The organism is Pedobacter arcticus A12, assembly GCF_000302595.1.
Taxonomy (GTDB): domain Bacteria; phylum Bacteroidota; class Bacteroidia; order Sphingobacteriales; family Sphingobacteriaceae; genus Pseudopedobacter; species Pseudopedobacter arcticus.
In genome coordinates this window covers 830,132-844,577 of the sequence record NZ_JH947127.1, presented here as the reverse complement: position 1 = coordinate 844,577, position 14,446 = coordinate 830,132, and the positions used below count along the sequence as shown (strand labels likewise).

General features: G+C 35.8%; 9 protein-coding genes. 5 read left to right on the top strand and 4 right to left on the bottom strand.

Annotated elements, in window-relative coordinates; translation table 11 throughout:
- The first annotated feature begins 214 nt into the window (after positions 1–214).
- Positions 215–829 (top strand): LysE family transporter, encoded by a 615-nt coding sequence (locus B176_RS0115425; protein ID WP_017259728.1) that lies wholly within the window; start codon positions 215–217, stop codon positions 827–829.
- A gap of 170 nt (positions 830–999) precedes the next feature.
- Here B176_RS0115425 and tamL read toward each other — a convergent pair whose 3' ends face one another.
- The 4 genes from tamL to B176_RS0115405 are packed head-to-tail and all read right to left on the bottom strand — an operon-like array spanning position 1,000 to position 11,283.
- The gene (gene tamL / locus B176_RS0115420) at positions 1,000–3,291 is read right to left on the bottom strand and encodes a translocation and assembly module lipoprotein TamL (RefSeq protein ID WP_026063377.1); all 2,292 of its coding nucleotides are present in this window, start codon (positions 3,289–3,291) and stop codon (positions 1,000–1,002) included.
- A gap of 1 nt (position 3,292) precedes the next feature.
- Positions 3,293–8,320: a translocation/assembly module TamB domain-containing protein gene (locus B176_RS0115415; protein ID WP_017259726.1), complete on the bottom strand. Its 5,028-nt coding sequence runs from the start codon at positions 8,318–8,320 to the stop codon at positions 3,293–3,295.
- Positions 8,321–8,367: 47 nt separating this feature from the next.
- Positions 8,368–9,870, bottom strand: a complete 1,503-nt coding sequence (locus tag B176_RS0115410) for a DUF4843 domain-containing protein (RefSeq protein ID WP_017259725.1) — start codon at positions 9,868–9,870, stop codon at positions 8,368–8,370.
- Complete coding sequence (locus B176_RS0115405) at positions 9,871–11,283, bottom strand: MBOAT family O-acyltransferase (protein ID WP_026063376.1); 1,413 nt, start codon at positions 11,281–11,283, stop codon at positions 9,871–9,873. It lies immediately after the preceding gene.
- Between the two features lie 262 nt (positions 11,284–11,545).
- On the opposite strand from B176_RS0115405, the gene trxA reads away from it, so the two are divergent.
- The 4 genes from trxA (at position 11,546) to B176_RS0115385 (ending at position 14,244) form a co-directional block, all read left to right on the top strand.
- Positions 11,546–11,866, top strand: coding sequence for a thioredoxin (gene trxA / locus B176_RS0115400; protein ID WP_017259723.1), 321 nt, complete (start codon positions 11,546–11,548; stop codon positions 11,864–11,866).
- A gap of 149 nt (positions 11,867–12,015) precedes the next feature.
- Entirely contained in the window at positions 12,016–12,621 is a 606-nt protein-coding gene (locus B176_RS0115395) for an OmpH family outer membrane protein (protein ID WP_017259722.1), read from the top strand.
- A gap of 62 nt (positions 12,622–12,683) precedes the next feature.
- The gene (locus tag B176_RS0115390) at positions 12,684–13,157 is read left to right on the top strand and encodes a nucleoside deaminase (RefSeq protein ID WP_017259721.1); all 474 of its coding nucleotides are present in this window, start codon (positions 12,684–12,686) and stop codon (positions 13,155–13,157) included.
- A gap of 103 nt (positions 13,158–13,260) precedes the next feature.
- On the top strand, positions 13,261–14,244 hold the full coding sequence (locus B176_RS0115385; RefSeq protein ID WP_017259720.1) for a Gfo/Idh/MocA family protein: 984 nt from the start codon (positions 13,261–13,263) through the stop codon (positions 14,242–14,244).
- The last annotated feature ends 202 nt before the right edge of the window (positions 14,245–14,446 follow it).

The following is a 14,446-nucleotide window of genomic DNA, read 5'->3' as shown; positions in this document are numbered from 1 at the left end:
AATATTAAAAACCATTTAAAGAGAGCTGCTAGTTTTATTTTAGCTAAAATTGTATTCCACATTGAATTGGTTTCTTTGCGCTCATGTTTTTACAACGATAATAACAATTCTTAAGTTAATCATCAATACTGCTAACATTTCTCACTGGCGATATGCGGTTTTGCTTTCGGCTTTTTTATGCGCAAAATTTGCTTAAAGTTTTATCTTTGCCCCTATGCTTTTGCTTACCTTTTTTGTAGCCGTAGTGGTAAATTTTGTTGGATATATCCCACTGGGAAATATCAACTTAACGGCAATGCAGATTTCTATAAACAAGGGATTAAAGCAAGTGGTGATTTTTGCAATCTCGTTTGCGCTGGTTGAAGGTGTTTTTACCTATATATTGATGCGCTTCGCGGAATGGTTTGCCACAAAAAAAGAATTTTTGATTTGGTTAGAGTGGATCATGGTCGGGATTTTTTTGCTAATGGGAACGCTGAGTTACCTACAGTCAAAGAAAACACTTAAACCTATGACCAACGATAAGAAAAGAGACAGTATTAAAACTGGCATTTTACTTGGTGTTTTTAATCCGATGATTATTCCTTTTTGGACTATTGGAGGCACTTTTTTAATTGCCCATCAATGGATTAGTACAGAAGGAATTGCTTTAGTAGTTTTTGCTATTGGCGCATCAATAGGTTCGTTTGGTTGTTTGTATTTTTTCGGACGATTTGCACAGTATATTCAAAATAAGTTTTCATTTAGCCACCGTGTAATTAATAAGAGTATTGCTTACATGTTTTTTGCGTTGGCAATACTGCAGACAGTTAGATTAACGTTTTTTTAGATTTCAAAAGCTACTAGCGCAAGTATTAGTGCGTTTACTCATGTGGGTAAACCTGACTTGTGCAGGCTTCGTTTCTTCTAACGGACACCTAAGTTTTAAATCTTCTTCTTATCTAAAGTACAAATCTCCCAACAGCCTTTTCCACTAACTCAAAACTTGCGCTATAACTATTAAAAAGGATATCCAATAGCCAAGTTAAAGACTAAATTCTCTTTCCTCCACGCTTTATCCCCAAATTTGATATCGTTAAAAACCCATCGATCTCCTTTTGGTAAATAAGGTTTTCTGATTGGGAAGCCTAAATCTAAACGCAATATTAAAAAAGATAAATCTAAGCGTAAGCCGGCGCCAGCATCAACTGCTAATTCACTTATAAACTGCTTACTAAACGTAGCTCCCGGCTTTTCTGGGTCGTTATTTAACAACCAGATATTTCCTGCATCAACAAATAAAGCCCCTTTAAATATAGAGGTGAAATCATATCTGTATTCTGAGTTTAATTCTAATTTGATATCTCCAGATTGATCTGGTAAAAAGGAGTTTGGATCAATCACCTGTTCGTAACTACCAGGTCCAATAGATCTTGCTCTAAAACCACGTAAACTATTTGTACCACCAATAAAGAATTGTTTAATAAAAGGTAACTGAGAAGAGTTTGCGTAAGCATAACCAAAACCCGTGATAACCCGACTAGCAATTGTAGATTTAGCGCCCAGTTTTAAATAATGTCTAAAATCGTTTTCTATTTTTAAATATTGGCTAAATGGTACGCCAAATATTCTCGATGTGTCTCCATTTAATACATCACCTTTATTAATTAGGCCAGCTATGTTTCCCGCTAGATCAACCTGTCCCTTATAATAAAAAGTGTTTTTCTTCTGTGCTTCGCCAGTAGTGGTGTACGTATAACTATAAGATGGACCAAAAATCAACTGATCATCAATTACTCGTTGTAAACTTAGATCGTTCTTTGCCTTAAGTAGGTATTCCTCAGAAACGTTTGAAGAGTTTGTGTAGGTAATCTCTGTAACCTTTAATGAGTGTTCTTTACGGATATTTTCTTTCCACAGGTAACCAAAAGAACCTCTAAAAGTATTTAGCGAATATAGGTTTGTTCTGTTTTGATATTCAAAACCTAAGGTTGCAACAGTTTTTGGCGTAAATGCGGAAACCGATTTTAGTTTTACAAACGGTACCATAAACTTTGGCCAAATTAAACTGGCATCTCCGCCAAAGCGCATCACATTATTGCCTCCGTTTTGTCCAGATACTTGTGTTTCCAATCCTGCAAACGCGGTAATCGTTAATTGCTCTGCACCTCTAAAAGTATTTCTGTTTGTCCAGTTTAAATTTACTTCTGATCCAGTGTAATTTGCGGAGTTGGTTTTACCCAACAGTTCAAGCCGGATAGATTTTTTTGGTAATGGGGTTAGGTAATAATAAGCATCTAAAACACTGTTTAAAGAATCAGAAGTTCTAAATTCATTTTTTACAAATTTGAAAGTCCCTACGTTAACCAATCTGTTTAATGATAAATTATGATCTGTCCTGTTATAAATATCACCTTGGTTAAATTGTAACGCCCGGTCAAAAACCTGTGGTTTATATTTCTTTTTGGGGTCAACAACAATTAAGTCTTTGTATTTATAAAGTGAATCTGTATTGCGCTGAATACTATCATCACCTAAACTATAATCCGGAAAAACATAAATTTTACCGATGTTGTAAACATTTTTGGCAGGTTGTGGCGTTTCATTTTTCACTTTCATAATCAAATCCACTTGGTGTTTGCCGACCGTACTATCTACCTGGATCAATAAATAATCTGGACCAAAGTAAAAGAAACCCTGTTCTTTCAGTTTAGCATCAATTCTTGTTCTTTCTGCTTTGATTTTATCTAAATCATAAGGCTCGCCGGCTTTAAAAAAGGTGGTTTCCTTAGTTTCCGCAACGGCTAAACCCAATTTACTAGAATCTGTAGGGAACTTTACTTCTCTAATTTTATATTGGAAATTAGGCTTTACCGTATAAATTGCCGTAGCTCTTTTGCGTTTAGCGGTAGAATCCGCGTAAGCTTTGCCTTTAAAAAAACCTCTATTGTCCAGTCTGTTTTCAATCAGTTGAACGTTATAATCTAAATTTACTTTTGAGAAATACACTGGCGCTTGACCAAATTTTTTGTTAAAAAAATGTTTAATTCCTTTTTGCTTGTCGGTTTTGGTAATGTTGTAAATCCATAGTTTGGGGCGTAAACCCAAAATGGAAGAATTCGGAAGCGGTCTTAAAATGCTTTCCAGCTCATCTTTTAAAATAGATTTTTCATTTTTCGGAACACTATCACCCTCAATTTTAATTTTAGCACCAACGTAAAGCAATTCGCCTTTAGGCAAATACTTGGTATTGCTACAAGATGCAACAAACAAAGTGATGATGAATAGATATATAAAAGACTTCAATTTCATGTTATTTGCTCTCGGTATTTTCCTTCTTTTTGTTCTCTTTTTTACTTTTTGATTTCTCAAAAAGCTCTTTAAACCTATTGTAATCCATAGTAATGATAAAACCTAAGCCGGTTTCTACCACCTGTCCTTGCAGCGCAACCTGATATTGGTTTTTACGGTAAGCTCTTAACAAATACCTTCCATCTTTGGATAGGGAATAATCAACAGCCACATCGCCGGCAATATTATTTGATTGTTGGTTGCTCTGCTGTGGACCTTCTAGCCCAAAACTACTTCCAATGGTTACTTTTAACCTGTCGTTAAGTAAACGTTTTGATAAGCCCACATTTAAGTCGGTTCGGTTTGCTCTTTGTCCTGTGGTATAATCGTCTGTAGCTTCTAAATCAAAGTTTAACTCTACACCTTCAATTAAATTTCCTGCAAAATCGTTCAGCTGTTGCGATATGATTTTACTTACACTCTGCCTAACCAAAGTTTCGGCACCGCCAGATCCGGCTTCACTCGCAAATGGATTTTCGCCGATGAATCTGTTTAAAAGCAACAATGCAAAAACTTGTTTATTAAGCTCGTTTGGCTGTTGTCTTAACTGTTCTAATTTGGTTTTTGAATTGTTGATGATATCCGTGGAAACGTTATAATTTCCATCAGGCAAAATTACGTCGAAACTTATTTCGGGCTTCATTAATTCACCTTTCATTTTTAACAGAACATTGAACGGCAATTTCTGCTTGTAGGTATTTCTCACCGCTTGTGATGCCGAACCAAGCTGATCGCCAACTAAATCTATCGGAGCTGTTTCCGCAACGTAAATAGCTGTTACATCTAAAGTTGCAGAAAGTGGATCGCCTGTCCATAATACGCTACTTCCCTTATCAATTTTAAATTGACGTTTGATAAAGTTGAAAGACATCTCATAGTAACCTTCCTGCAGTTCGTATTTCCCGGTTAACGATACTTTGCCCGAAGGGTCAATACCAGCACTCAGCTCAGCTTCACCTTTCAGTTTAACAAAATCTCCGTTCCCTTTATCAATCACCATGGTGAGTTCCGCTTTGGGGTCAACTTCAATTGCCATCGTCAGATTCATCCCTGTAAAGTTGGTTTTGTTCAACGAATCTGGCAATACAAAAGCCTTATTGAATGACGGATCATCTTGATCAATAAACTCCACAATACCTTCCTTATCTGCAATGCCAGGGTCAGATTGCGGAAGTACCAAAGTAAGATCAGTTTCTTTGTTGATTTTTAAACTCCCATCTATAATCGGATTATCCAAATCGCCTTTGATACGCATTTTGGTGTCGAAAAATAGTTTTCCATAATAAAGATCGTTGTCTTTCTCGGTAGAATTTACCGCCATAAAATTATCGGCATCAACAGTTAAATTGAACCTATAATCGGTGAAAGTCTGGGTGTAAATTGCGCCATCAACAGAGAGTTTGTTGTTTGCAGAATCTATTAAAGAGAAATTGTTAAACAATATACCATCGCCGTTGAATACAATCTTATCCGGGCCTATTTTATAATAAGAATTTAATGGGGTTACCCTAAATGCCGCATCGTTAAATGCCACATCACCACGCACTTTAGGCGCATCAACATTTCCGGTAATTTTAAATGCGCCATTTAAAAAACCTTTAGCATCGGTAATATTGCCTAAGGTAAAGCCTTGTATGCTTTTCAGATTTAGGCGTTGCATATCCAGATCCATATCAAAACTACTGCTCTCGGTATTATAAAGACCTTTTAAGTTTACTTGGTTTCCGTTTCCGGTGATGGCTACATCCGCATTAAAAGTATTTGGTGTGTTATTATTAACCTTAACGGCGAGGTTTCCAACGGTATCTGTCATAAAGTTGAAATCGGTAACGGTCATGTCTGCATTAAATGTTGGTGTATTTGCCAAGTTTTTAGCAATTACGTTCCCATTAATTACCCCGCCTGCCAAAAGCGAATCTTTAGAGATGATATTGGTAATGGTTTCTATCCTGAAATTGGTAAAATCAATTGCCAAGGGCGAATTAGCCGATGTTTGCTGGGATTGTATTTTGATGGACTGCCCAGAATTGCTGAGTTCAAAATTATCAGCAAAAATACCGGTTTCACCAAACCGTATTACGTTATTATCCGCAATAGTCCATTTTTGATAATTCAGTTTTAAGCCATCCAAGTTCAACCTAAATTCACTGTCCTTATTCTCTAAAGCTTTTAAATTTCCAGCAATTAAGTAGCGCTCTTTATTGGCTTGGTCTAGCACTCGTAAGCGATAATCGAGCAGATTATTTTTAAGCTGACCGGTTAAGCTGGTTTGTGGTAATAGTAACGACTCGCTTTTAACCTCGTCAATAATCAAACTATATTTTAAGGCTGCGCTGTCTGTGGTTATTTTCAATCTTCCATTGCTAATCGTGTTTCCGGCATAAATTACTTTTGGAATAGTGCCGTTCACTACCAGCGTATCACCTTGGCTGTTGTATCTTCCCTTTATGGCGATTGGTTCAATCCGAGTTAAATTTGGAACCAATGCATACAGAATTGGGTCATCGGAAACGTTTAGCGCAAAAGTGAATTTTTGTGGTTTTAAAGTGTCGGGTTTTGTGGCGCTGGCACCTGTATTGTAATATTTAGCTATCGTATTGCTTAAAGCGCTGCCAACTTGGGTTAGCTTGTATTTGCCAATAATACTGGCTGATAATATTTGCGATTTTAGTTTTAGACTGGTACTATCGTTGCTCGCTTTTGCAAGCAATTTTACCGAATCTAACTGGTAGCGTTCCTTGCCATCAGAGATTAATAATTTGGTTAAAAATATCCGTCCGTTTAAATAATCTGGATCGGCAGTTTTAATATCCGCATCTAAAACACCTCTTAGTTTTAATGGCGTAGCGTTTAGATTTAATGCTTTTAAATCTACGCTATCCAAATTTAGGTTCATTTTTACTGCTGGGTATTTGCCTTTAAAACTTCCGTTTGCTACTAAGTCAAAGTCCAAATTCGGGTCATTCATTCCAGCCTTAGCTTTAAAAAGTCCGTTGGCTATGTTGGCCTTTATTGCTAAATTTTGGTAAGTGTATTTATTAAAAACCGCTTTTACCAAAGTACCGTCGACCGTTGCAGTCGCAGTTTTTGGGTCAAGCCCGATGCCTTTAATGTTGGCTTTTAAAGTGATTTTACCAACAGAATCATTTTTAATCAATTTCCCCACATCAAAGTTATTGATGTCTACAAAAGCATCATATTTTTCGCGGTTTTTTATACGTTGATCAAAGGCTGCTTTAATTTTAGCACTACCAAAACTGCTTGCTAAGGCCAAATTAGTATTGAAGTTGTTAATGCCGCCTTTAAAAAAACCTTTTGCTGCAAAAGTAGAAGGCAGTTGAATGTTTGTTGGTAAAGTGCCTTTTGGGATAAAAGCGTTGATGTCTTTTGCGGTAGATTGAAAGTTTTTGATATTTAAATCGAAGTATGCTTTCTCTACATCGGGCAAACCTTTGATATTTCCGCTAGCAGCGATTTTGGTGTTTCCAATTCCCGAAATTTCTAATTTAGGAATGCGTAAATCTTTAACCTTACCAATTACTTTGCTGTTGATATTCATCACCGCATTGGGCATGGTGTTAAAAGGAGCGGTGCCCGAAAGGGTAGGGACAAGCAATAAAATATCTTTAAAACCCAGCTTGCTTCCGTTAATGTTGGCGTCGATATATAATTCTCCTGGTGTTTTTGATAAAGCTGCTATTGAAGGATATTTAGCGATAATCTCATCTTTAATTAAAGTTTGAGGAGTTTTTAAGTAAAGATTTTTTAAGAAAGCATTTTTTGGACCGTAAAAAAAGTTTGTTTTTAACTTTTGTACGTTTATGCCACTTTTATCCTGTAAAGTGAAATTATTAATGTCGCCAGAAATGGTGTCCAAACTATAATAAAAATTAGTAGCATCAAGGTTGATGTTCTTTAAATTTAGGTGCATAAAGTCCATCCCTTTTTTTGCTTTTGGTGCATTCATATCGTCAAAAGCAAAAGCAATATTTTTAAAATTGGCTTTACGCAGATTCACTTTCCAGCTTGAGTTTTCTGCGGCAGCAGAAGTATCTTTTGAAGTCGCATTTTTAACGGCTTGTTTTTCAGCCTTGCCTAAAACTAAATTCCCTTTTGTATCCGTAAATTCTATGGATTTAATATCAACCAACTGCTGTTTTAAATCAATTGCATTAAAATCAACCAACAGTTTACCTAAATTTAGTTTGGTATCTAAATTACTTTCGGCATTGTCATAAGTGATGATGATCTTTGATAAATCAAGTTTCCCTAAATCAAGTTTGATGCTGGGCGAAGAAGATAGCGAATCCGCGACTTCAACAGTTCCTTCGGCAATTTTTTCTAATGCTCCCTGTTTCAGTTTTAGGTTTAAACCGTTTAAAGTGATTTTAGGGATTTTGAAATCCATGCTGTCCAAATCAAACTTTTTAATGTTGGTATCGAAATGGTTGATGTAAACGTCTAAATCGTTTTTGGTAATAGCATCGTTAAAACGTACGCGAATTTTATCAAGGTTTATTTTGTTGATAGAAAATTTCATAGCAGCAGTGCTGTCTTGCGGTTGCGCTGGTTTTTTCTGATCGCTCACAAAAGCGTTGATCATGTAATCAAAATTGAAAACAGAATCTTGTCCTCTTTTGATATTCGTAACAATTCCTTCAAGGTCAATAGAATTCAATTCAATCTGATTGTCCAGTAATTTGAACAGCGAAATGTCAACCGCCAATTTGTCGCCGGCAAGCAAAGTGTCTTTTTGTTGGCTTTCGAAGTAGAAACCTCTCAAAACAATTTTTTTGGGCAGGCCAATTTCTATCTTTTCTATTTTTACAGGCGTTTTAAACTTGCCTTCTAAAAAGCTAACAGCTTTGTTTTTAACGATATTCTGTATCGCAGGAACCTGAATTAGGATTACAACCAATAAAAAAATCCCGATAACGCTTCCCACTATCCAGGCCAGTATTTTTAAACTAAGTTTTAGGTATTTGTTCAATAGTATACGTTTTAGCTAGTAAATCAAAGGTTAAGCCAAATTGATTCTTATATTTTGATTTTGAAATCTATTCTTAGATCGTCAATATGAATTTGGTGTAAATCAGGATTGTAGATGTATACTTTAATCAAGTCTGATTTAGCAAAACTTTCGGGTAATGGATATCTGAATTTGATGGCCTGCCAGTGCTTGCTTTTAGAAGCTAATTCGTTAATTTCTTTGCCAAACCAGTTATATGTTGCGTTTTCGCCTTGTACTTCTATCACTAATTTGACGTTTTTTGTAGCATATTTTTGGAGATATTTGAATGAGATATAAACCGAGTCTGCATTGCGGATAAAGATTGTTGGGTAAGCAAAGGTAATGCTATAAGGTAAAGCCTGTGACGATTTTTTGCCGGAAAAATGTTCATGGATGGTAAGCATCTGCATCTGTTCCCATTTTGTTTCGCCTTCACAATTGTTAAAGAAGACCGTTTTATGCCGAATATCTGTTGTGTCTGTTCTTCGATAATCTTTTGGGTAAAATACCTGTAACTTTTCTGCAACGTTTTCTGCAATTGCTTTTCTTCCTCTTTCAGCATAATGTTCGCTTGTCCAGTGCTGCTCTATAAAATCTTTATTGGTTACCGCATTTAAATTATCGGCCACAAAAACTCCATTTTTTTGATAACGTTGCAACAAGAGTTCTTTGTTTTGGTTCATTAAATAAGTAAGCGGATAACCTAAAAGCTGATTCGCTTTTTCTGTATTCTCTGCAATGAGGTTAAATATCAAATTCCAGTTCCTTTTTTTAGCTAGTTCAACAATGTTATCAAAATCTTTAATGCGAGGATTTGTATGCGTATCTATCTGAAAGGCGTATGATTTGATATAGTGCGTTGCAAGTTCGGTGGCTTTCCAATCGACATTTCCAAGGGAATCTTTAATTCCGTTTACTGCAATCCAATGCTCCCATTCTTCAACATTATCATGGCTGAATTTTTTGGGAAATATTAGTTTTTCTTCTCGCCATTTCTTTTTAAAAATCTCCTGTCTTTCTTTATCTGTTTTTACATCGTAGCCTTTAAAGCCAAGTAAAATTCTTTTCAGCAAAGGTGGTCGGTCTTTTAGCAGAACAATGTCTCTTTGTAGCGGTGTTTCCAGTTCAGAATCTATCCAGTCGGCAGCAAAAGATCTTAAATTCATGGTTACAATCACCGTTTTTACAGCTGATTTCTTAGGGATATTCCGTAGTAATTCGTAAAAAATACCCGCATGGCTAGCTACTTTTGTAATGTATCCGATTTTTTTGTGGGGATAGTAATCACTTATAAATTCCCCAATACTTCTTTTATCAAAATCATCGGAACGGGTGGTAATATTGGACGATTCTCCAATATAAACAATCTCGCTTCTTTGTGGCGCAATAGCGTACGATTGGTTTATAGCTGGCGAATAAGTTTGAAGGTCACTTTCATAGAAGAAATAATTATAAACTGGGCTAAATCCGATAATCAGCAAACCGCAGATAAACAGTTTAAACGATAGTATTTTGATGTCTTTCTTCATTTAAAACTGAAAATAAATAAAAGGATAATTTTGTACTCCAGAAAACACCATGACGGAGAAAAGCATGACGGCATATACTGACCACCGAACTAGAACTGGTTGATCAGCACACCAGAAATCGAATCGTTTATTCAAAACAAAAACATCAAAAAGAATGAACGAGATGAGAAAAAACCAAACCTTGGTGTCAATCTGAAAACTATCTTGTTGCAAAGTATTGTTGAAAATTCTGTTGAAAATTTGTTTGATGTTTGCCAAATCTGTTCCTCTGAAAAATATCCATAAAAAACTGGCTAAAACGAAATTTTTGAGAATAGCGAGTGCATGGAGAATGGTAATCCATGCGTTTTTGGAGTTTAGAATATTTAATTTCGTCTTTAAAAACCTTTCTAATACAAATATTAAAGCGTGGAAAAATCCCCAAAGCAAAAAAGTGAGATTAGCGCCATGCCATAAGCCACTCAATAAAAAGACGATAAATATATTCGAAATCCATTTTGCGACTGAAACTTTGTTGCCGCCTAAAGGGAAATAAATATAATCGCGAAACCAAGTAGAAAGCGAGATATGCCAACGTTCCCAAAAATCGGAAAGGTTTTTGGCGAGGTACGGTTTGTTGAAATTATCCATCAGGTTGTAACCTAAAAGTTTGGCGCAACCCAATGCTATAGTGGTATAGCCGAAAAAATCGAAATAAATTTGAAAAGAGTAAAAGAAAAGTCCGGTTAAAACACTGGTTTGTTTGTAAAGAGTAGGATTTGCGTAAATCTCATCTACATAAGGGGCTAGGTTATCTGCCACTACCATTTTTGCGAAAAACCCAAATAAAATTAGCCGTGACCCTTCGGATATATTGGAGGTTTTAAAAACTTTGTATTCTCGGAGTTGTGTCAGTAAATTTTGCGGACGTTCAATAGGTCCAGCAACCAACTGCGGATAAAACATTACATAAAGTGAATAGATGCCAAAATGGCGTTCTGCTTTTTGGTTTCCTCTGTAAACCTCAACTACGTAACTCAAACTTTGGAAAGTATGGAAAGAAAGACCAATAGGCAAAACCCAGTTGAGGTTATGAACTCGATAAGGGACGCCGATTTGAGCACAAATTAAAGTAGTTGTTTCGTTGAAAAAATCAAAATACTTGAATAAAAATAAAACGAGGCAAGTAATTACTATGCTTAAAACCAAGTATTTTTTTCTGTTCTTGGGGCTGGATTTTTCCATTTTTAGTGCGCCCCAATAATCTACAACGATGGTGGTAAACAAAATTAAAATATACTGCGGAATAAACGACATGTAGAAAATGCAACTCCCAGCCAATAGCAAGATCCAGCGATACTTATGTGGCAGTACATAGAAAAGCAAAGTGATTGCTGGAAAAAAAATAAGAAAAGGAATGGAGTTGAATGACATTATTTAAATAAATGCTTATTTTTATTTCTAAATTATTAAAATTTTAGACACCATTTAGATTTTATTTTCAACGATTTTATATAGTTTAGGTGTTCCGCAAATGGTCCGTTTCCAGTTTCTTGGAATGAAGCGCAAAAGTATCTACGTTTACAGTTTCCCAATATTTATAATGAAATACTATAGTCAAATTGTTATTATCTATTTGCAAGCTGTAACCATTGGTGCTATATTTGATTCAATCATTTTTTAAAAATTATATATCATGGCATTAGAAATAACAGATGCTAACTTTGAAGAGTTAGTTTTAAAATCAGATAAACCCGTATTAGTAGATTTTTGGGCAGAATGGTGCGGACCATGTCGTATGGTTGGACCAGTGGTTGAAGAATTGGCGAAAGAATACGATGGAAAAGCCATTATAGGCAAAGTGAATGTTGACCATAATCCAGATATCTCTGTGAAATTTGGTATCAGAAATATCCCAGCTTTATTGTTCTTTAAAAATGGTGAAATTGTTGATAAGCAGATTGGTGCAGTGCCAAAATCTGTTTTAGCAGGTAAACTGGATGCACAATTAGCATAATTAAAAACAAATATTTGGAATGGTCTTTCTTTAAAAAAGAAAGACCATTCTTTTTTGCCAAATTTTAACACCTTTTAACGTTTAAATCTTAAAAAGCATTAGGATACATTTATTGAATCTTTATATTTGCGCATAAATCCAAATTAACAATGAATAAAATTATTTCAAAAATTGCTCAAGCTGGTACAGGATTAGCTTTTATGGCAGCAGTGGTAGCATGTAATAACCCAGATTCAAAAACAGCAAATACAGCTTCGAGCACAAGCACAAAGGAAAATAAAACAGTAACGCATGAGTTTGTTTATGTGAACTCAGATTCTCTTTTAAGTAAGTACGATTATTTTAAAGAGATGAACGGAAGATTAGAAAATAAATCTAAAAAAGCAGAAGCCGATTTAAAAGATAAAGGAACAGCTTTTCAGCGTGAAGTCGCTGCTTACCAACAGGGAGCAAATACCATGAGTGCTGATCAAAGACAAAAAACTGAGGAACGCTTGGCTAGAAAACAACAAGAGTTACAAGGTTTTCAACAGAATGCAGGTGCAGCTTTGCAAAATGAGCAAGCAACAGAAAGCGAAAAACTATATGACAAGGTTGCTGACTACTTAAAAGGTTATGCAAAGCAGAAAGGGTATAAAATGGTTTTAACTTATTCTAAAGCCAACCCAACGATTTTATTTGCAGACGAAAGCTTAGACGTTACTACTGAGGTAATCAAAGGTTTAAACGAAGCTTACAAGAAAGATAAGAAATAAATAAAAAATTCATAGTTTTAGAAAGCTCAACTTTAGTTGGGCTTTTTTTATGCTTTTTAAATATGGAAAGACACGAAGAGTTTATGAGACAAGCCATTGAGCTGTCGAGGCAGAATGTAATCAAAGGTTTAGGCGGCCCGTTCGGTGCCGTAATTGTGAAAGATGGTGTAGTAGTTGCAAAGAGCGGGAATTTGGTGACCATAACTAATGATCCAACCGCACACGCGGAAGTTGCAACCATCCGATTGGCTTGTGAAAAGCTGAATACCTTTACTTTGGAAGGATGCGTGATTTACACCAGTTGCGAGCCTTGCCCCATGTGTTTAGGTGCAATTTATTGGGCTAGGTTAGATAAAATGTATTACGCAAATACCAAAAAAGATGCCGCAGAAGCAGGTTTTGATGATGCGTTTATTTACGAAGAGTTAGACTTAAGTTTAGAAAATAGAAAGTTGGAATCTCAACAGATATTGCATACGGAGGCACTTGAGGCTTTTAGCATGTGGCAGTTGAACGAAAATAAAAAGAAATACTAAGAGAAGGTTCGAGACAGAACAGAGAGTCAAGAGTAAAGAACCAAGAGCAAAGACAATTGCAAGGCTCTTGATACTTGTGTCTTAATACTCGATACTTAAAGATATGAAAAAAATAAACTGGGGAATATTAGGCTGTGGCGATGTTACAGAAGTGAAAAGTGGACCTGCTTTTAATAAAGTGGCTAACTCGGCAATTGAAGCGGTGATGAGAAGAGATGCAGAAAAAGCAGCCGATTATGCAAAAAGACATGGAATTGCGAAGTGGTATAGCCATGCTGATGATTTAATTAATGATGAAAATATAAGCGCTATTTATGTAGCCACTCCGCCTGCACCACATAAAGATTATGCAATACAAGCGCTTAAAGCAGGTAAACATGTTTATATAGAAAAGCCGGTTACACTTACCAGTGCCGAGTGCGAGGATATTATTGCTGTAGAAAAAGCCTCGAGAAATAAAGTAACAGTTGCACATTATCGCAGAGCACAACCTTTCTTTATTAAACTGAAAGAACTGATTGATCAAAAAACGATAGGCGAGATCCGTTTGATTGATTTAAAACTTTTTCAAAAATCAGGTTCGGCTGCGATTGCGAAAACGGAAGAGAACTGGCGAGTAAATCCAGAGATTTCTGGCGGAGGATTGTTTTTTGACTTAGCGCCACATCAATTGGATATCTTGATCCATATTTTTGGTGAACCTGTAAAATATCATGGCTTTTCTAAAAACCAAACTAAAAAGGAGAATGTTGCAGACCTTACTGTTGGGCAAATTGTGTTTAAAAATGATGTGATATTTAATGGCGTTTGGTGTTTCAATAGTTTAGATGAGCAAGAGCTTGAACAGTGCGAAATTATTGGGACCGAAGGCAGAATCACGTTTTCTTTTTTTAACGCTAATTTAAGTTTAACTAAAAATGGTAAAACGGTGGACTTTGCTTTCCCGGCGATGGAACATGTTCAGCAACATATGATAGAGAAAACGGTTAATTACTTTTTAGGAGATGCGGAAGAAAATCCTTGCTCTTTAGAAGATGCTTTGATGAGTATGAAGGTAATGGAGGCTTTTAGTTTTTTAGTGGATTAGATTTTCGTTGGGCTTATAAATTGGCGAAAATGGGATTTGTTGTTTCAGCCTTCGTTAGGTTTTTGGTATTAAAAAAAAATAGAATTAGCGTTACGAAGCACATAGATGAGTAGTAGGGTTTTGATTTAGATAATTTGCGTAAGGGATAGCAACGGAAATCCTTTTTGTTTTTACAAAAAGATTGTAGTGTATAGCCCGACCC